The organism is Nocardioides sp. Z38_18, from assembly GCF_058215695.1.
Genome location: NZ_JBZAJE010000001.1, coordinates 403,343 through 420,217, shown reverse-complemented (window position 1 = coordinate 420,217; position 16,875 = coordinate 403,343). Strand labels below are relative to the sequence as shown.

Annotated in this window: 19 protein-coding genes; 8 read left to right on the top strand and 11 right to left on the bottom strand. The window is 69.7% G+C overall.

Features of this window, described 5'->3' with window-relative positions:
• Positions 1 to 6 precede the first annotated feature (6 nt).
• The 5 genes from mimD to AC4BGC_RS02030 form a co-directional block, all read right to left on the bottom strand.
• Complete coding sequence (gene mimD / locus AC4BGC_RS02050) at positions 7 to 405, bottom strand: propane 2-monooxygenase effector subunit MimD (protein WP_490546399.1); 399 nt, start codon at positions 403 to 405, stop codon at positions 7 to 9.
• Complete coding sequence (locus AC4BGC_RS02045; RefSeq protein ID WP_490554094.1) at positions 402 to 1,571, bottom strand: aromatic/alkene monooxygenase hydroxylase subunit beta; 1,170 nt, start codon at positions 1,569 to 1,571, stop codon at positions 402 to 404. The genes mimD and AC4BGC_RS02045 overlap by 4 nt, the downstream gene beginning before the upstream one ends.
• A gap of 39 nt (positions 1,572 to 1,610) precedes the next feature.
• Positions 1,611 to 2,654 (bottom strand): NADH:ubiquinone reductase (Na(+)-transporting) subunit F, encoded by a 1,044-nt coding sequence (locus tag AC4BGC_RS02040; RefSeq protein WP_490554093.1) that lies wholly within the window; start codon positions 2,652 to 2,654, stop codon positions 1,611 to 1,613.
• A gap of 111 nt (positions 2,655 to 2,765) precedes the next feature.
• Complete coding sequence (locus AC4BGC_RS02035; RefSeq protein ID WP_490546402.1) at positions 2,766 to 4,418, bottom strand: ferritin family protein; 1,653 nt, start codon at positions 4,416 to 4,418, stop codon at positions 2,766 to 2,768.
• A 103-nt stretch (positions 4,419 to 4,521) separates the two neighbouring features.
• Entirely contained in the window at positions 4,522 to 4,770 is a 249-nt protein-coding gene (locus AC4BGC_RS02030) for a hypothetical protein (protein ID WP_490546403.1), read from the bottom strand.
• Between the two features lie 269 nt (positions 4,771 to 5,039).
• On the opposite strand from AC4BGC_RS02030, the gene AC4BGC_RS02025 reads away from it, so the two are divergent.
• Together AC4BGC_RS02025 and AC4BGC_RS02020 are read left to right on the top strand one after the other, a co-directional pair.
• Positions 5,040 to 6,809, top strand: a complete 1,770-nt coding sequence (locus AC4BGC_RS02025; RefSeq protein WP_490554092.1) for a sigma-54-dependent Fis family transcriptional regulator — start codon at positions 5,040 to 5,042, stop codon at positions 6,807 to 6,809.
• Between the two features lie 54 nt (positions 6,810 to 6,863).
• A complete protein-coding gene (locus AC4BGC_RS02020) occupies positions 6,864 to 7,082 on the top strand; it encodes a hypothetical protein (RefSeq protein ID WP_490546405.1) in 219 nt (72 codons plus the stop codon).
• A 19-nt stretch (positions 7,083 to 7,101) separates the two neighbouring features.
• Here the strand turns inward: AC4BGC_RS02020 and AC4BGC_RS02015 are convergent, their stop codons facing one another.
• The gene (locus AC4BGC_RS02015) at positions 7,102 to 7,878 is read right to left on the bottom strand and encodes an isoprenyl transferase (protein WP_490546406.1); all 777 of its coding nucleotides are present in this window, start codon (positions 7,876 to 7,878) and stop codon (positions 7,102 to 7,104) included.
• Positions 7,879 to 7,981: 103 nt separating this feature from the next.
• On the opposite strand from AC4BGC_RS02015, the gene trhA reads away from it, so the two are divergent.
• From trhA to AC4BGC_RS01995, 4 genes are all read left to right on the top strand, one after another.
• Positions 7,982 to 8,707: a PAQR family membrane homeostasis protein TrhA gene (trhA, locus tag AC4BGC_RS02010; protein WP_490554091.1), complete on the top strand. Its 726-nt coding sequence runs from the start codon at positions 7,982 to 7,984 to the stop codon at positions 8,705 to 8,707.
• 118 nt (positions 8,708 to 8,825) lie between these two features.
• Positions 8,826 to 9,674, top strand: a complete 849-nt coding sequence (locus AC4BGC_RS02005; protein WP_490554090.1) for an aldo/keto reductase — start codon at positions 8,826 to 8,828, stop codon at positions 9,672 to 9,674.
• Positions 9,675 to 9,732: 58 nt separating this feature from the next.
• Complete coding sequence (locus AC4BGC_RS02000; RefSeq protein WP_490554089.1) at positions 9,733 to 10,104, top strand: thioredoxin family protein; 372 nt, start codon at positions 9,733 to 9,735, stop codon at positions 10,102 to 10,104.
• 32 nt (positions 10,105 to 10,136) lie between these two features.
• A complete protein-coding gene (locus tag AC4BGC_RS01995) occupies positions 10,137 to 10,754 on the top strand; it encodes a class I SAM-dependent methyltransferase (protein WP_490554088.1) in 618 nt (205 codons plus the stop codon).
• 40 nt (positions 10,755 to 10,794) lie between these two features.
• On the opposite strand, the gene AC4BGC_RS01990 is transcribed toward AC4BGC_RS01995, so the two are convergent.
• Positions 10,795 to 11,022 (bottom strand): hypothetical protein, encoded by a 228-nt coding sequence (locus tag AC4BGC_RS01990; RefSeq protein ID WP_490546411.1) that lies wholly within the window; start codon positions 11,020 to 11,022, stop codon positions 10,795 to 10,797.
• 12 nt (positions 11,023 to 11,034) lie between these two features.
• The gene (mca, locus tag AC4BGC_RS01985) at positions 11,035 to 11,910 is read right to left on the bottom strand and encodes a mycothiol conjugate amidase Mca (protein ID WP_490546412.1); all 876 of its coding nucleotides are present in this window, start codon (positions 11,908 to 11,910) and stop codon (positions 11,035 to 11,037) included.
• Positions 11,911 to 11,934: 24 nt separating this feature from the next.
• Here mca and AC4BGC_RS01980 point away from each other — a divergent pair, with 24 nt between their 5' ends.
• Both AC4BGC_RS01980 and greA read left to right on the top strand, forming a co-directional pair.
• Positions 11,935 to 12,360 carry a DUF4307 domain-containing protein gene (locus AC4BGC_RS01980; protein ID WP_490546413.1) on the top strand — a complete coding sequence of 142 codons (426 nt, stop codon included), beginning with the start codon at positions 11,935 to 11,937 and terminating at the stop codon, positions 12,358 to 12,360.
• Between the two features lie 100 nt (positions 12,361 to 12,460).
• Positions 12,461 to 12,958 (top strand): transcription elongation factor GreA, encoded by a 498-nt coding sequence (gene greA, locus AC4BGC_RS01975; protein ID WP_490546414.1) that lies wholly within the window; start codon positions 12,461 to 12,463, stop codon positions 12,956 to 12,958.
• Positions 12,959 to 12,961: 3 nt separating this feature from the next.
• Here greA and ilvA read toward each other — a convergent pair whose 3' ends face one another.
• From ilvA to AC4BGC_RS01960, 3 genes are read right to left on the bottom strand one after another with little or no spacing between them, the layout of a single operon-like run.
• A complete protein-coding gene (gene ilvA, locus AC4BGC_RS01970; RefSeq protein WP_490554087.1) occupies positions 12,962 to 14,164 on the bottom strand; it encodes a threonine ammonia-lyase in 1,203 nt (400 codons plus the stop codon).
• A complete protein-coding gene (locus AC4BGC_RS01965; protein ID WP_490546416.1) occupies positions 14,161 to 15,525 on the bottom strand; it encodes an AI-2E family transporter in 1,365 nt (454 codons plus the stop codon). The genes ilvA and AC4BGC_RS01965 overlap by 4 nt, the downstream gene beginning before the upstream one ends.
• Positions 15,501 to 16,868 carry a glutamate mutase L gene (locus tag AC4BGC_RS01960; RefSeq protein WP_490554086.1) on the bottom strand — a complete coding sequence of 456 codons (1,368 nt, stop codon included), beginning with the start codon at positions 16,866 to 16,868 and terminating at the stop codon, positions 15,501 to 15,503. The genes AC4BGC_RS01965 and AC4BGC_RS01960 overlap by 25 nt, the downstream gene beginning before the upstream one ends.
• Between the last annotated feature and the right edge of the window lie 7 nt (positions 16,869 to 16,875).

The following is a 16,875-nucleotide window of genomic DNA, read 5'->3' as shown; positions in this document are numbered from 1 at the left end:
GGTTCCTCACTTCTTCTCGAACGTGGGCAGGTCGAAGCCGATGTACTCGGCAGCGTCCTCGGGATTGGCGAACATGATCGTGCGGTCGTCCTCGTGGATCATCCGGCCGTAGTGGGTCGACATGTTCTCCTCGAACTGGGCGGCGTCGTAGAAGCCCTCCTCCTCGCCGAGGGCCTCCGAGATCTCGTCGTAGTCGAACTCCATCCGGTTGATCCCGTCGACGCGGATCATCGAAGGGAGCCGCGTGATCGTGACGCCCTCCTTGCTGCTCATCACCTCGGCGACGACGGCACCGACCTGGTTGTTCATCAAGGTCACACCGCACTTGTTCGAGGGGGTGCTGTCCTGCTTGAACGAGCTCTCGGTGGTGGCGTACGACGACTTCGTCGGCTGGTATCCGGTCACTGGGTCAGCTCCTGGGGGTTGTCGAGGCTCAGGTCGGAGAGGATTCCGCTGAACCGGCTCTTGGCACGGTCGAGGCCGTCCTCGAACCGCGGCGGTTTCGCGTCGGGCTGCGACCAGAGCGGCTGCAGCTGGCGGGCCGCGACCAGGCACTTGGGCACCCAGTTCGAGAGCCAGCCGTCGATGATGTCCTTGTTGTGGTCGGCGAACTCCTTGTCGTTCGTCAACAGCTCGAACATCGCCTTGGTGTAGCGGAGGTCGCGCGAGGCGTAGTCCCACTCCCCCGCACCGACGACCGTCGGCGTCACGTAGTCGCCGTTGCCCGGCGAGGCCTGCTGCACCAGCTGGCTCCGGAACAGCTCGCCGATCAACGGCTCGAAGACGACGTTCGCGGCGAAGATCGCCTCGGCCCAGTCGTCGATCACGGTGAGCTCCTCGGCCACCTGCCGCACGCCCTGCCACGAGGGGTCCTCGTTCCAGGTCGCGACGTGCGCCGTCCCGTCGAACCCGTCGATCTCCTCGCTCAGCGTGAGGTTGTAGAGCGCCAGGTCCTGGGCGAACCGGATCCGGTGCATGCTGTTCACCGAGATCGCGTTGTTGTGCATGTTGGTGGGTGCGCGCCGCTGGGCGTTGGCGAACAGGTAGAGGCCCAGTCCGTGCTCGACGTGCATCCAGGCGCCGACGTTGCGCTCCACGAACGTGACCCAGTTGGGGTTCCACTGGTCGAACGCCTTGGTCTGCCGGGCGGTCTCCACGTTCTGGTTGATCTGCCGCACGACGTTGGAGTTGTTGCGGTAGAACGTCAGCTCCCACTCCTCGTTCGGGTCGCGGAACTCGTGCCACCCGTGGGCCGGCCACTCGTAGCCCTTGCCACCCGAACCGGGGTAGCGCTCCGGGTCACCCCGGTCCACGCCCCACGCCTTCATCACCGTCCAGTCCAGGGGGTAGCCACCCCGCCCGTCGGAGAACCCGTAGAGCCACCCTTGGGCCAGGTAGTGCCGGGGGTCCGGCTGCACCTCGACCGTGACGTCCTCGTAGTGGGACTGCTTGCGCTTCTGCGGCGTGTAGTAGTTGTAGTGCCGCAGGGTGGAGTCGGGGAACTCCTTGGCGCCGGCCTCGGCGTCGGTGAACTCCGGCTTCGGTGAGCTGCGTTCCACTGTGGTGGTCATGGTCCTTCGGCCTCGCCTTCCTTGTTCTTCAGATGAGCCTTATTCGGGTTCGCTGGTGGTGGTGAACTTGTCGTAGTAGATGTTCTTCTCGGGCGCGCCCAGGGCGCCGAGGACATCCATCGCCGCCTCGACCATCGGCGGCGGGCCGCAGACGTAGGAGTCGACGGCCGAGAGGTCGGTCTCGTACTTCTTGACGATGTCGGTGATCAGGCCGACCTCGCCGTCCCAGGGCTCGCCCTCGACGGCCTCCGAGAGCGCCGGGACGAACTTGAAGTTGGGCAGTCGCTCCGAGAGCGCGTAGAGCTCCTTCTCGAAGCAGAGGTCCTGCTGGGTCCGGGCCCCGTAGTAGTACGTCGCCTTGCGGGTGCTCCCCTTCTCGGCGAGCGACCGCAGCACCGAGAGGATCGGCGCCATCCCCGCGCCTCCCCCGACGAAGACGATGTCGGAGTCACGACCGTCGCGCAGGGTGAAGACCCCGAAGGGACCGACCACCTCGATCTCGTCGCCGACCACGAGCTGGGTGTCGAGGTAGTTGGAGAACTCCCCGTCCGGGTAGCACCGGATCACGAACTCGAGGTGCCCGCTGTCCTTGCTCGAGGTGTTCGCCATCGAGAACGACCGGGTCGAGTCGGTGCCGGGGATGGTGATGTCGACGTACTGGCCGGGCCAGAACGCGAACTCCTTCGGCTCGACGAGCTTGAGCACGAGGTGGCGCATGTCGTGGGTGACGCGCTCGTTCGAGACGACCACGGCCCTGCCCTCCTGGATGGGGTGGCCCGAGCGCAGCATCTCCTCGTCGTAGTTGAGGAGCTCGATCGTCACGTCCTCGTAGACGTGCGCCCGGCACAGCAGCGTGTAGCCCTCCTCGAGCTCGAAGTCGGGAAGGGCGAAGGTGGAGTACTTGTCGAGCTCCATGTCGTCACCGTCGAGGACGAACGACTTGCAGGCGGCGCACTGCCCCTCCTTGCAACCGTGCATGAGCGTGATGCCCTGCTCGGCGGCGGCCCGCAGCACCGTCTTCTCCTCGTCGACCTCGATCTCGACGCCCACCGGCTCGAATCGCACGACATGCTTCTCGCCCATGAATCCCTTCCTGGCTGTTCTGGCTTGACCGCTGCTGGCACCGGATCCGGGGCCCCTGCGAGGAGTGCCGGCCGTTGGGCCGACGCTCCTCGCAGGCCCCGAATCGGTGGGTCAGGCGTCTGCCGGCGCGGGACGACCCGCGGGACCTCCCTTGATGTAGTTCGCGTGGAAGGCCTTCTGCTCGTCGGGAGTCATCTCGTTGAGCAGGACGTTGGGACTCTGCAGCGGAGGCATCCGGCGCAGGTGGTCCAGGTTCCACATCTTCTTGGGGTCGAGGTTCAGGTGCGGCTGCGCCACCAGCGTGTGCCCGTCGTCTCGCACGTAGCCCATGTCGGAGACCACGTCGGCCCAGTTCCAGCCGTGGTAGAGCGTCTCCCACTCGCGCTTGCCGATCAGCTGACCCATGTTGGGGGTCTCTCGTCCCTGGTAGGTCGGGCGGAACGCCTCGACGTCGGTCCAGCGGCAGGCCTCGTGGCAGTAGGTGCGCATCTGCCCGTCGACCTCGGCCATCACCATGTCCTCACGGACCAAGCACGGCACCATGCACGTCCAGCAGCGGTGCGGGTAGTCGTAGTTGACGTCCTCCGCCACGATCGGGTGGTGGCCGTTCGGCGTGGAGAGCCGGTTGTAGTTCTCCCACCAGGCGCCGTACTTGTCGTACCAGCCCGGGTACTTGTACTCGAACCACTCGAAGTCCTTGTCCGTCATCGGGTCCATCCGCCAGTAGTTGGCGACCCACCCGGTGCAGAAGAACTGGGCGACCTCGTGCACGTAGCCCTTGTTCCAGATCTGGTTCCACGACTCCTCGATGAGGTCGTGCGGGATGACCAGTCCGTACTTCTCCAGGGGCACCAGGTAGCTGCGGTAGTAGTCGTCGTAGATCCACCGGCGCCACATCTCCGCGTAGCTCTCCCGGTCCTTGCGGCGGTCCTTGGTGCCGTACTCGATGAACGTGCCGATCGCCGCGTCCACGACGCGGTGGTTGTTCCACCACGCGTAGCGCAGGTCGCGCTCGAGCAGCTGGTGGTTGCCCTCGTCGGCGAGTGCCATCAGCAAGGTGGCGTACCCGTTGCTGATGTGGCGCGACTCGTCGGACTGCACCGAGTGGAACACCGTCGGCAGCAGGTAGTCGCCGTTGGCGGCCGCCTCGGCCGGCATCGCCACGAACAGGGTGTTGGTGAAGGCCGTCTCGGCCACGATCGTGAGGTAGATGCTCGCCGCCGTGATGGCGTCACCGGTGATGAAGCCCTCGGCGAACTGGCGCCCGATCGTGCCGCAGTAGTCGTTCTGGAAGTTCCTCAGGCTGCTGTTGAAGCCGGCGGGGTCGATGTAGTTGTTCATGTAGAGGCGCTTGAGGTTCTGCTGGATCGTCGAGTGGCGGACCTCGTCGATCATCTGGATCGCCTGCCCGTTGTGGAGCTCGGGGTTGGGGACCGTGCGGAACAGGAGGGGCATCGCCCGCGCAGCTGAGATCTCCGGCAGCGGGATGATGGACAAGAACAGCTTCTGCCACTCCAGCCACCGCTCCTGGACCTGGCGGAACATGTTGCCTCGGATGGCTCCGTCGGCCGCGCCGTAGACGCGGTGGTCCTTCTCCTCCTGCATCGGGAAGTACGACCGCAGCACCTGCTTAAGCGGATCCTTCTTCTTGGCCTTCTGGAACGTGTAGTCGGTTCCGTACTGGGAAACCGGTTCGTGGTAGAGAGGCTCCCAGGCCAGCTCTTGGATCTTCTCGTGAGCCTTGGCCACGCTTTGGCGAGTCATCACTACTCCTTCCTGTTCGTCGAGTAGTCCGGCTTTCAGTGAAGACCGATGTGGAGCGCCGTCACGTCTCACAATGAGACGACCCGCCGCGGAGCCACCCGGCTCAGTCGTCCTCGAAGACGGCCTCGCGGATCTGGGCCAGGTGGGCTCGGACGTCGCGGGTCACCTCCCGGTTGCCCTCGGCCCGCGGCTCGATCCCGAGCGCCTGCAGCAGCGCCCGGGCCGGTGGCCCCGGGTCACCGCTCTCGCCGAGCACCGGATGCAGCCCCTGGTCCGAGAGGTGGGTGAACACCAGGTGCACCACGGTCCAGGGGTTGTAGCTCTCGGCCTCCGCGCCGTCGGCTGGGCCCATGTCGCACCTCCACAGATCCGGGCCGGAGGATCCCGCCCGGTCGAGATGCCGGGGACGCTACGCCGACCTCGGAGCCGGGCTGTCTCAATCTGAGACACCCCGTCAGGTGCCCCCGAGCGACACTCGACGGGACATTCGACTCGCGCTTACTGTGGCTGGTGGCCCGGACCTTGCTTCGGATCCACTCGGCACGTGGGTCCCGTGAGCCGCGCGGACATCGACGCTTGGGGGTCGGCTTGAAGCCATCACCGGTCTCATCGGGTCGAGCGGTGCCTGCGCAGAAGGTCGTGGCCGAGGGCCGGGTGCGCTTCCTGACCGACGACACCCCCGAGCCGATGACGGTGCGCGACACCATCCTTGCGTCGTGGCGCCGGTCCCAGGCCATGAAGGTGGCGGCCGACAAGATCGAGATGAAGTTCGAGCCCGACATCCACCTCGACACCCGGCTCACCCGTAGCGCCCAGCCCGTCCTGCGCAGCCTCGGCGAGCAGCTCCAGGGGCAGTCGCTCAGTGTGATCCTCACCGACCCGTCCGGGCTGGTGCTCAGCCGGCTGACCGGCGACGGCGAGCTCGAGCGCCACCTCGACCGCGTGCTGCTCGCACCCGGGTTCAGCTACGCCGAGGAGTTCGTGGGGACCAACGGGATCGGTACGGCCCTGGAGGTGGGCGGGCCCACCCACGTGTTCGGTCACGAGCACTACGCCGAGAACCTCGAGGAGCTGGCCTGTGCCGGCGTACCGATCCACCACCCGGTGACCGGCCGGCTGGTGGGGGCGGTCGACCTGACCTGCTGGCGCAAGGACGCGGGCAGCCTGCTGCTGACCCTCGCGAAGACCACGGCGCAGCAGATCCGGCAGGCGCTCCTGGCCGAGACCAGCGCCTCGGAGCTCGAGCTCCTCCAGGAGTACCTCCGCACCTGCAGCCGCCGGACCGGCATCGTCTTCGCCCTGAACGACGACATGGCGATGATGAACGACCACGCACGCGCCTCGCTCGCCCACGGCGACCAGGCCACGCTGTTGACGCAGGCCTCGGAGGCCCTGGCCACCAGCGGCCGCGAGACCTTCGAGGTCGAGCTGCCCTCGGGGCAGCAGGCACGGATGTTCTGCCGGCGCGTGGGCAGCGGGGACGCCCCGTCCGGGGTCGTGGTGCACGTGCAGCTCGAGCAGGCAGGCAAGCCGGGAGGCGGCGCCCTCGACCTCGCGCCCGCGGTCCCCCTCCCGAGCGTGGTCGGCTCGGGACCACGGTGGCTGCACGCCTGCCAGGAGGTCGAGAGGGTGTTCCGGTCGGGCGAGTGGCTGGCCGTCGAGGGCGAGCCCGGGGTCGGCAAGCTGACCGTCCTGCGCGCGGTCCAGCTGCGTCGGCAGCCGGTCGGCCGGTTCGAGCTCCTCGACGCGCGGAACGCCGCCCGGGAGCCGGACTGGCTGGACTCGGCGCGGCGGGCTGCGCTCGGGGACGCGCAGACGCTGGTGATCACCCACGTCGACGAGCTGAGCGCGCCGGTGCTGCGCAGCCTGGCCAGCACACTCCAGGACGCCCGGACCCAGGCCAGTCCCCCGTGGGTGGCGGTGACGCTGAACGACCGCAAGGTCAGTCCGGTGCTCGACCCCCTGCTCAGGCTCTTCCCGAGCACCGTCGAGCTGCCCCCGCTGCGACTCCACCTCGAGGACCTGCCGCTGCTCGTCGGCAGTCTGCTCGCCCGGCTCGGCCAGGGGGGCCACCTCAGCTGCTCGCCCGAGGCCCTGCGGCTGCTGATGAGGATGTCGTGGCCCGGCAACACCGAGCAGCTGCGCACGATGCTCCGCGAGGTGGTCCGGCATCGTCGTACGGGCGTGATCACCCCGGAGGACCTGCCGCCCGAGGTGCACGCGATGAGCCGCCGGGTGCTGAGCCCGCTCGAGGCGATGGAGCGGGACGCGATCGTGAGGTGCCTCAACGACGCCGGGGGCAACAAGGTCGCGGCGGCGCGAGCCCTGGGCATGTCGAGGGCGACGATCTACCGCAAGATCCACCTCTACGGGATCCTCACGCCCACCTGAGCGCGTCTCACAATGAGACGTGAGTCACATCCGACGCCACGTAGCGTCCGTGGAGTGGACCCCACTCCGTCCGTCGCGGTGCCGATGCTCCAGCTCGGCGTGCTGATGGGGATCGTCCTGCTCGGCAACGTGCTCGTCGCGAACCGGCTGCCCATCGAGAACGTGCCCGTGGTGCTTCGGCAGCGGGTGCTGCTGTGCAACCGGATGCGCCCCTGGCTGGGGGCCCTGGCGCTGGCGTTCACGGTCGGCGGGCTCGTCCTCCTGCTCGCCTGACGGTCGCTGCGCGACCTCCTCAGGAACCGTAGCGGCGCTCGCGCTCGGCGTAGGCCCGGACCGCGCGCAGGAAGTCCACCCGGCGGAAGTCGGGCCAGTAGGCCTCGCAGAAGTAGAACTCGCTCTGTGCGCTCTGCCACAGCAGGAACCCGCCGAGCCGCTGCTCGCCGCTGGTGCGGATGACGAGGTCGGGGTCGGGCTGTCCCTTGGTGTAGAGGTGCTTGGCGATGTGCTCGACGTCGATGACCTCGGCGAGCTCCTCGAGGGTGTCGCCGAGCCCGGCGTGCTCGTGCAGCAGCGACCGGACCGCGTCGGCGATCTCACGGCGCCCGCCGTACCCCACGGCGACGTTGACCAGCAGCCCGTCCACGTCGCTGGTCGACTCGGCGGCCTCCTTGAGCCGGGTCGCCACCTGGTCGGGCAGCAGGTCGAGGGCACCTACGGGGTGCAGCCGCCACCGACGCTGCTCGGCGAGGGTTTCGACGGCGTCCCCGATGATGCCGAGCAGCGGCTCGAGCTCGGCGGCGGGGCGGTTCAGGTTGTCGGTGGAGAGCAGCCACAGCGTGACCACCTCGACGCCGATCTCCTCGCACCAGCCGAGCAGCGGCTCGATGTTGGCGGCGCCGGCCCGGTGGCCCTGGGCGGTGTCCGCGCCGACGGCCCTGGCCCAGCGCCGGTTGCCGTCGAGCATCACCCCCACGTGCTTGGGGACCCGCGATGCGGGGAGGCGACGGGCGACTCGCGCCTCGTACGCCGGGTAGAGCACCCGACGCAGCCCCCGCTTCCAGTCCGCCACCCGGACGACTCTACTCGGGCGAACCCTTCAGGAAGCTGTGATTCCGCACTCCCGCGCCTCGGAGTCCGGAGCACTACCCACCGCAGACCGGTAGTTTTGACCCGTGCCCCCCGAACACCCGCTCCCCGAGCGCATCACCGAGAACGCTCATGAAGCGGCCGATCATGTCCGGACCAAGGTCCGCTACGTCAAGGACGAGGTCAAGCCCAAGCTGCGCGGGTGGCTGCACGCGAGCACCGCGCCGCTGGCGCTGGCTGCAGGCATCGTCCTGATCGCCCTCTCCCCGACCCTGACGACCCGGGTCGGGTCGGCCGTCTTCGCCTTCACCGCCCTGCTGCTGTTCACGGTCTCGGCGATCTACCACCGCGGCAACTGGTCCGAGGGCACCTGGGCCTTCCTACGCCGGTTCGACCACTCGAACATCTACCTGCTCATCGCCGGCTCCTACACCCCGTTCACGCTGATCCTGCTCGAGGGCAGCGCACGCGTGACGCTGCTGACCATCGTGTGGGTGGGCGCTGCCATGGGCGTCGCCTTCCGGATCTTCTGGGTCGATGCCCCGCGGTGGATCTACACCCCGATCTACTTCGCCCTCGGCTGGGTGGCCATCTTCTACGCCGACGACTTCGCCGACGGCGGCAACGCCGTGATCACGCTGATCGTGGCCGGCGGCGCCCTCTACACCCTCGGCGGCCTCGTCTACGGCCTCAAGCGCCCCAACCCCAACCCCGCCTGGTTCGGCTTCCACGAGGTCTTCCACACCTTCACGATCCTGGCCTTCATCTGCCACTACGTGGCCGCCTCGATCGCGACGTACCAGCTGCGCTGAGCGGCGGGATAGTCCGAGACGTTTCCGTCCCCGATCGGCCGGTTCGACGACGGGACTGTCTCGGACTATCCCGAACCGGGGCCTTCAGACCGGGCCCCGGGGCTGGCAGGGTGGAGGGATGAGCGACGCGATCTCGGTTCCGACGTACACCCTCAACGACGGGAGCACGCTGCCGGCCATCGGATTCGGCACCTATCCGCTCAAAGGTGCCGAGGGGGTCGAGGCGATCCTGAGCGCGCTGGAGAACGGCTACCGGCTGCTGGACACCGCGGTGAACTACCAGAACGAGACCGAGGTCGGGGAGGCGCTGGAGCGCTCGGGACTGCCGCGCGAGGAGGTCCAGGTCACCAGCAAGCTCCCCGGTCGCGACCATGCGTACGACGACGCGATCGCCTCCGTGCACGGCTCGCTGGAGCGGCTGGGCCTGGAGTACCTCGACGTGGCGCTGATCCACTGGCCCAACCCCCGGGTCGGGAAGTACGGCGAGGCCTGGCGCGCCCTGGTGCACCTGCGCGAGGAGGGGCTGGTCCGCTCGATCGGGGTCTCCAACTTCACCGAGGTCCACCTGAGCCGGATCATCGACGAGACCGGCGTGACCCCGGCGGTCAACCAGATCGAGCTGCACCCGCGCTTCCCCCAGGACGAGATGCGTCGCGTGCACGCGCGGCTGGGCATCCGCACGGAGGCCTGGAGCCCGATGGGCAAGCGGCAGGCGCCCCTGGAGGAGCCGGCGGTCACCGCACCCGCCGAACGGCTCGGCGTGACGCCGGGACAGGTGATCCTGAGGTGGCACGTCCAGCTGGAGTCGCTCCCGATCCCCAAGTCGAGCACCCCGGAGCGCCAGCGGCAGAACCTCGACGTCTTCGGCTTCGAGCTCACCGAGGCGGAGATGGAGGCCATCTCCGGGCTGGCTGACCCCGGCGGACGGCTCTTCGACGGTGACCCGGACACCCACGAGGAGATGTGATCTCGACCGGCGAACCCGCGATGTGCCCCCTCCTCTGACCGCCCGTACCGTGGAACCCATGGCAACCATCGAGCTGACGGGTGAGAACTTCGAGTCGAGCGTGGCGGAGAACGACGTCCTGTTCGTCGACTTCTGGGCGAGCTGGTGCGGCCCCTGCCGCCAGTTCGCGCCGACCTACGAGGCAGCCTCCGAGGCGAACCCCGACCTGGCCTTCGGGTCGGTGAACACCGAGGAGCAGCAGGAGCTCGCGGGCGCCGCGCAGGTCAGCTCGATCCCGACCCTGATGGTCTTCCGCGAGGGGATCCTCGTCTTCTCCCAGGCCGGCGCGCTGCCGCCCCCGGCACTGGACCAGCTGATCACCGCGGTGCGCGAGCTCGACATGGAGGACGTACGCCGGCAGATCGCGGCTCAGAGCGCGAGCGAGGCCTGACCCGCGACCCGGCCCGCGGATAGCCTGCGGAGATGGACTCAGCAGCCTGGGACGAGAGGTACGCCGCGACCGAGCTCGTCTGGTCGACCGGCCCCAACCAGTTCGTCGAGCAGGAGCTGGCCGTGCTGCCGCCGGGGCGGGCCCTGGAGCTCGCGTGCGGCGAGGGACGCAACGCCCGCTGGCTGGCCGAGCGCGGCTGGCAGGTCACCGCGATGGACTTCTCCCCGGTCGCGATCGGGAAGGGCCGGAGGCTGAGCGAGGACAGGCGGGTCGCCGTGGACTGGCAGGTCGGCGACGTACTCACCGCGCCGCTGCCCAGCGGGCTCGACCTCGTGCTGATCACCTATCTGCAGGTGAGCGCCCCAGAGCGCCGGACCGTCGTCCGCCGCGCCTTCGACGCGCTGGAAGGGGGCGGCACCCTGTTCGTGGTCGCCCACGACTCCACCAACCTCACCGAGGGCACGGGCGGCCCCCAGGACCCGGCCGTGCTGTACACCGCCGAGGACGTGCTCTCCGACCTCGAGGACGCCCCCCTCGACGTCATCCGCGCCGAGCGCGTGCCCCGGCACGTCGCCGGCACCGACGAGCACGGCTCCCGCGGAACAGCCTGGGACGCGCTGGTGCGGATCACCCGGAGGCCCAGCAACTGAGCCCGAAGCTCGCCGAGCGGCCGCCGGGGCCAACCAGAAGTCAGGGCACCCGGCGCTTGCGGGGCTCGCTGGGCTCGAAGGTGCCCTCGTCGGCGTTGGTGCGCGCCTTGCGGAGGTGGCGAGTCAGGCTCCAGCCGAGCAGGCCGAGCGCCACCGCGAGCCCGATGAACACGAACATGGCCGTCCAGCCGGCCTTCACGTCCTCGGCGACGGGGACTTCGTCCACCCCGGACACGATCAGGGGGATCAGGGACATCAGCGCGTTCATGGCAACAGTCTCTCAGGCGCTCAAGTCGTCGCGCCCGCGGATGCCCGCGAACAGGTCGTCCTCGGGCAGCTCGGTCTCCACGAAGGACCGCGCCAGCTCGTAGTCCTCGGTCGGCCACGCCGCCTGGTGCACCTCGAGCGGCACGTGGAACCACGGGCCGTCGGGGTCGATCTGGGTGGCGTGGGCGAGCAGGGCCCGGTCACGTACCGGGAAGTACTCCCCGCACGGGACCCGGGTGGTGATCCGCGCGTCGTGGGCCGGGTCGACCTTCCAGTCCTTGAGCCGCTCGGCGTACGGCGACTCCAGGCCGCGGCGCAGCATCTCCTCGTGCAGCGCCTCGGTCCGCGGCCGGTTGAACCCGTGGTGGTAGTAGAGCTTCAGCGGCTGCCAGGGCTCCCCGGCCTCGGGGAACCGGTTGGGGTCCCCGGCCGCCTCGAAGGCGGCGACCGAGACGTTGTGGCACGCGATGTGGTCCGGGTGCGGGTAGCCACCGTTCTCGTCGTACGTCGTGAGCACGTGCGGGCGGAAGCTGCGGATCAGGCGCACGAGCGGCTCGGCCGCGACCTGCGGGTCCATCTGCCCGAAGCACCCCTCCGGTAGCGGGGGCTTGGGGTCGCCCTCGGGCCACCCGGAGTCCACGAACCCGAGCCAGTCCTGGGTCACGCCCAGGATCTCGCGGGCCGCCTCCATCTCCTGGCGGCGGATCTCGGTGATGTTGGCCAGCACGTCGGGCCGATCCATCTTCGGGTTCAGGATGGACCCGCGCTCGCCGCCGGTGCAGGTGACGACGTGCACGTCGACGCCCTCCTTGACGTACTTGACGGTGGAGGCGGCCCCCTTGCTCGACTCGTCGTCGGGGTGGGCGTGCACGTGCATCAGGCGGAGCATGGCGCCAAGTCTAGGGATGCGAACATGGTGCTTGTGAACGACGTGAAGACCGACGTGCTGGCGGACCGCTACGGGTCCGCGCGACCCCGCCGGCGCCCCGCCGTGATGGTCGCGTTCGTGCTCGCCACCATCCTGGTGGTGGCCTGGCTCGGCTGGATGGTCTGGGACCGGAGCAACCCGGAGGTGCAGTCCTCGCTGCGCACCTTCGACGTCGTCGACACCCGCACCGTGACTGCCGGCGTTGCCGTCAGGACCCACGGCGACGACGTCTCGGCGAGCTGCCTGCTCCGTGCTTTCGGCGACGACCACTCGGTGGTCGGCGAGAAGAACTTCAAGGTCTCCGGCTCGGAAGGGACCCGGGTCTACGAGGTGGAGGTGCGCACCGAACGGCCGGCCACCTCGGTGGAGCTGATCGGCTGCACCTCCGAGGGACAGTCCAGCCCGCGCTGATCCGGTGACGGGATCTGGCCGATGATTCTCCCTCCGGGGCGTCTCGTTGGTAACATTGTCCACTTGCCCGAATGGCCACACCGATCTGTAGGAGACATCCATGACCGAGCCGATCCAGGGCGATGTCGTCTGGTTGACCCAGGGGAAGTACGACGAGCTGCAGGCCGAGCTCGAGCACCTGCGGGGGGCTGGCCGCGCCGAGGTCGTCAAGAAGGTCAGCGAAGCCCGTGACGAGGGTGACCTGAAGGAGAACGGCGGCTACCACGCTGCGCGCGAGGAGCTCGGCAAGATCGACGGCCGCGTCCAGCAGCTGGTGGACATGCTGCGCCGTGCCCAGGTCGGCGAGACCCCTCCTGACGACGGCGTCGTCGAGCCCGGCATGAAGGTGACCGTGAAGCTGCTCGGCGCCGACCTGACCGAGGAGTTCCTCTTCGGCGCCCGCGAGATGGCCGGCGACGACATCAAGGTCTACTCCCCGCAGTCACCGCTCGGCCTGGCGATCCAGGGCGCCCGTCGCGGCGAGACCGTGACCTACACGCTGCCCAACGGCCGCGACCAGAAGGCCGAGATCCTCGAGGCCGTCCCCTACGTCGACTGAGCGCTACTCGACCACCTGGTGGGCGTGCTCGCGCAGACGCAGGAGCACTTCCTCGGCATGCTCGAGACCACGGGTCTCCAGCTGCAACCGGACCGCGACCTCGCCCAGATGGAGCGAGGTGGTGGTCCGGTCGTGCATCACCTCGAGCACGTTGGCGCCTGCGTCGGCGAGGTCGGTGAGCAGCCGGGCCAGGCCGCCGGGGCGGTCGGGAATGTGCACCTGCAGGCTCAGGTAGCGCCCCGCCGAGGCCAGGCCGTGCCGGATCAGCTTGCCCAGCAGCAGCGGGTCCACGTTGCCGCCCGAGAGCACGGCCACCACGGGTGTCCCGAACGCCTTCGGCTGGTCCATCAGGGCCGCCACCGCGGCGGCGCCGGACGGCTCGACGACCATCTTCGCGCGCTCTAGCAGCATCACCAGGGCCCGGGAGAGTGAGTCCTCGGAGACGGTGACCACGTCGTCGACGTAGCGCTGGATCGCCTCGAACGGGACGTCGCCGGGCCGGGCCACCGCGATGCCGTCGGCCATCGTCGACATCTGGGTCAGCGCGACGGGCGCGCCCGTGCGCAGCGACTCGGGGAAGGCGGCCGCCTCCTCGGCCTGCACGCCGACCACGCGTACGTCGGGGCGCAGGCTCTTGACCGCGATGGCGATGCCCGCGAGCAGCCCGCCGCCGCCGGTGGGGACCATCACGGTCGCCGCCTCGGGGGCCTGCTGCAGGATCTCGATGCCGCAGGTGCCCTGCCCGGCGAGGATGTCGGTGTGGTCGAAGGGGTGGATGAACACCGCGCCGGTCTCGTCGGCGAACTCCTGCGCGGTGACCAGCGCCTCGGTGAGGGACTGCCCGGAGAAGCGCACCTCGGCGCCGTACCCGCGGGTGGCGTTGGCCTTGGGGATCGGCGCGCCGTGGGGCATGAACACGGTCGCCCTGATCCCGAGGAGCTGGGCCGCCAGCGCGACCCCCTGGGCATGGTTACCGGCGGAGGCCGCGACCACTCCCCTGGCGCGCTCGGACTCGCTGAGGCGGGAGAGCCGGACGTAGGCGCCGCGGATCTTGAACGAGCCGGTGCGCTGCAGGTTCTCGCACTTGAGCAGGACGCGCCCGCCGACGATCGTCTGCAGCCAGCGCGACTCCTCCATCGGGGTGGTGATCGCCACCTCGGAGACCAGGCCGGCGACGGCCTCGATGTCTGCCAGGGCGACGCTCACGTGGTCCCCGGTCCAGTGAGCTGCGGGCTGCCCGGGTCGTCGAGGTCGGCCAAGTCCTCACCGGTGGCGTCGCGGGGCACCGTGACGGGATCGTCGTCGGAGGCCTCCTCCGGGTCCTCGCCGACCTCGGTGTAGTTCGCGAGGTGCTGCACCACGGCGTTGAGCGACGCCGCCAGGGGTACGGCGATCAGGGCCCCGGGAATCCCGGCCACGATGATGCCCAGGGCGATGGCGACGATCACGCCGAGCGGGTGCACCGAGACGAAGCGGCCCATCAGGAACGGCTGGAGGACGTGGGCCTCGAGCTGCTGGACGGCGAGGACGACACCGAACATGAGCAGCGCGGTGAACGGCCCCTGGGCGACGAGGGCGACCAGCACGGCGACACCACCGGAGACGAACGCCCCGATCATCGGGACGAACGCGCCGAGGAAGACCAGCACACCGATGGCGCCCACGAAGGGCACGCCCAGCGCGAAGGCGCCGACCATGATCCCGATGGCGTCCGTGGCCGCCACCAGCACGGTGGCGCGCACGAACTGGGTCAGCGAGGTCCACGCCACCCGACCCGAGGAGTCGGCCCGGAGGCGTCCCGCACGGGGGAAGAGGCGGACCATCCAGGCCCAGATCATCGCGCCGTCGGCGAGGAAGAAGTAGGTGGCGAACAGCACGATGAACAGTCCCGCCACGACGTTGCCCACCGCGGCACCCACCTCGGTGACCTTGCCGACGGCGTCCTCGCCGAGGTTCGTGATCTGGGACTGCGCCCGGTCCAGGGCCTCGGTGATCTGGGAGTCGGTGATGTTCAGCGGGCCGGTGAGCAGCCAGTTGCGGATCTGCTCGATGCCGTCGGTGACCTGCTTGGACAGGTCCCCGACCCCGGAGACCACCTGGTTGCTGACGAAGGTCACCATCAGCGTGATCACGCCGATGCCGCCGATCACGACCAGGAGCGCGGCCAGCTTGCGCGGGATCCCGATCCGCTGCATCACCGTCACCAGCGGGCTCGCGAGCGCCGCGATCAGCAGGGCGATCACGATCGGGAGGACGACCACCATGAAGTAGTTGAACAGCCACAGGATCGCCAGCGCCGAGATGGAGATGACGATGAACCGCCAGGCCCAGGCCGCGGCGAGGTCGACGCCGTAGGGCACCTGTGCCCGCTTGAGGTTCGAGGGTCCCCCGGCGATCTCCGGCTGCTCGTTCATGGCGCGGCGGGCGGCGCGCACCTCCGCCCACTGGGCCGCGATCCGCTCGCGCAGCTCGGAGCTCTCGCTCTCGATCTGCTCCTCCCGGGAGTCGCCCCGTGACCGCGCCCGCTCACGCGCCCGGCCGATCAGGTCCTTGGGGATACCTCGCACGCGGACAGGCTACGTGCCAGCGCGCCCGCGGCAGCACGATGACGCTCCGCGAGAAGGCCGACGGCGGCGAGCACGTGCCGCCGGTCCACGACCGCCCTCGGGTCCTCGGGCAGCTGCCACCCCTCGGGCGAGGGGCCGGTCAGCGCGTGGTGCAGACGCTCCAGCGCAGGGTCGGTCGCGTGCCGCAGCACTCCTCCGGAGGTGATCAGCAGGTCCACGGCGCGGAGGTCCTTGCCGCTGCGCTCGACCACCCTCCCGGTGGGACCCACCACGACCCGCGAGCGCCCGACGTGGCGGCGCAGCGCGAGTACGGCGGCGACCCGGGCGAGCTGCTCGTCCGCCTCGCGCTCCAGTTCGCTGTCGGGCAGGAAGGACGGCTCCGTGCTGCGGCGTACGGCGTGGGCGGCGAGCTCCTCGCCGAGCAGGCCCGCCTCGCGCCCGGCCTCCCAGGTCGTCTCCGCGCTCCAGCGCACTCCGAGGTCGGCCTCGACGGTGCGGCTCAGGGGCACGGTGGCGACGACCTCCCGGGACAGCTCCGCAGTCTCCGGGTCGACGCGCACCGCGGAGTGCACGTCGGTGGTGGCGCCGCCGATGTCCACCACGACGACCCCGTTGCCGCCGGTCTCGGCCGCGAGCACCTCGACCCCGCTCAGCACCAGGTCGGGGGTGGCGCCGCGCACCATCGAGACGAAGTCGGCCCTGCGGCTCAGCTGCTTGCCGCCGATCACGTGCGCCAGGAACATCTCCCTGATCGCGCGTCGCGCAGGCTCGGGGTCGAGCACGCCGATCCGCGGGACCACGTTGTCGGTGACCACGACGGGGAGGCTGTCGAGCAGGGCGACCACGTCCTGCTGGGCCTCACGGTTGCCGGCGACCACGACCGGTCCGCGCCAGCCGCTGCCCACGATCCGGCGGGCGCCGTCGAGGACGCCGTCCCGGTCGCCACCGTCGGTCCCCCCGGTGAGCAGCACCACGTCGGGGCGGGCGACCTCTCCGAGGTCGCGGTAGCGGGCCTCGTCGGAGGCCCGGCTGAGCACGGCGACGACCTTGCCGCCGCTGGAGAGCGCCACCCGGCGCCCCGCCTCGGCGGTGACCAGCTCCTCGTTGCCGACCACCGCGATCCGCAGGCCGCCGCCGGCCGACGAGCAGGCCAGCACCTCGGCGTCGAGGACCTCGGGCCGGCCCTCTGCGAGCGCCGAGCGGCAGGCATCCACGCCGTCGAGGACGTCGGTCTCGATCGTGGTCCGGTGGCTGGCCACGGCGAGCAGGGCCCCGGTCTCGTCGTCGACGAGGGCTGCCTTGGTGAACGTGGACCCCACGTCCACGCAGACGACAGCGGTCACCTCGAGC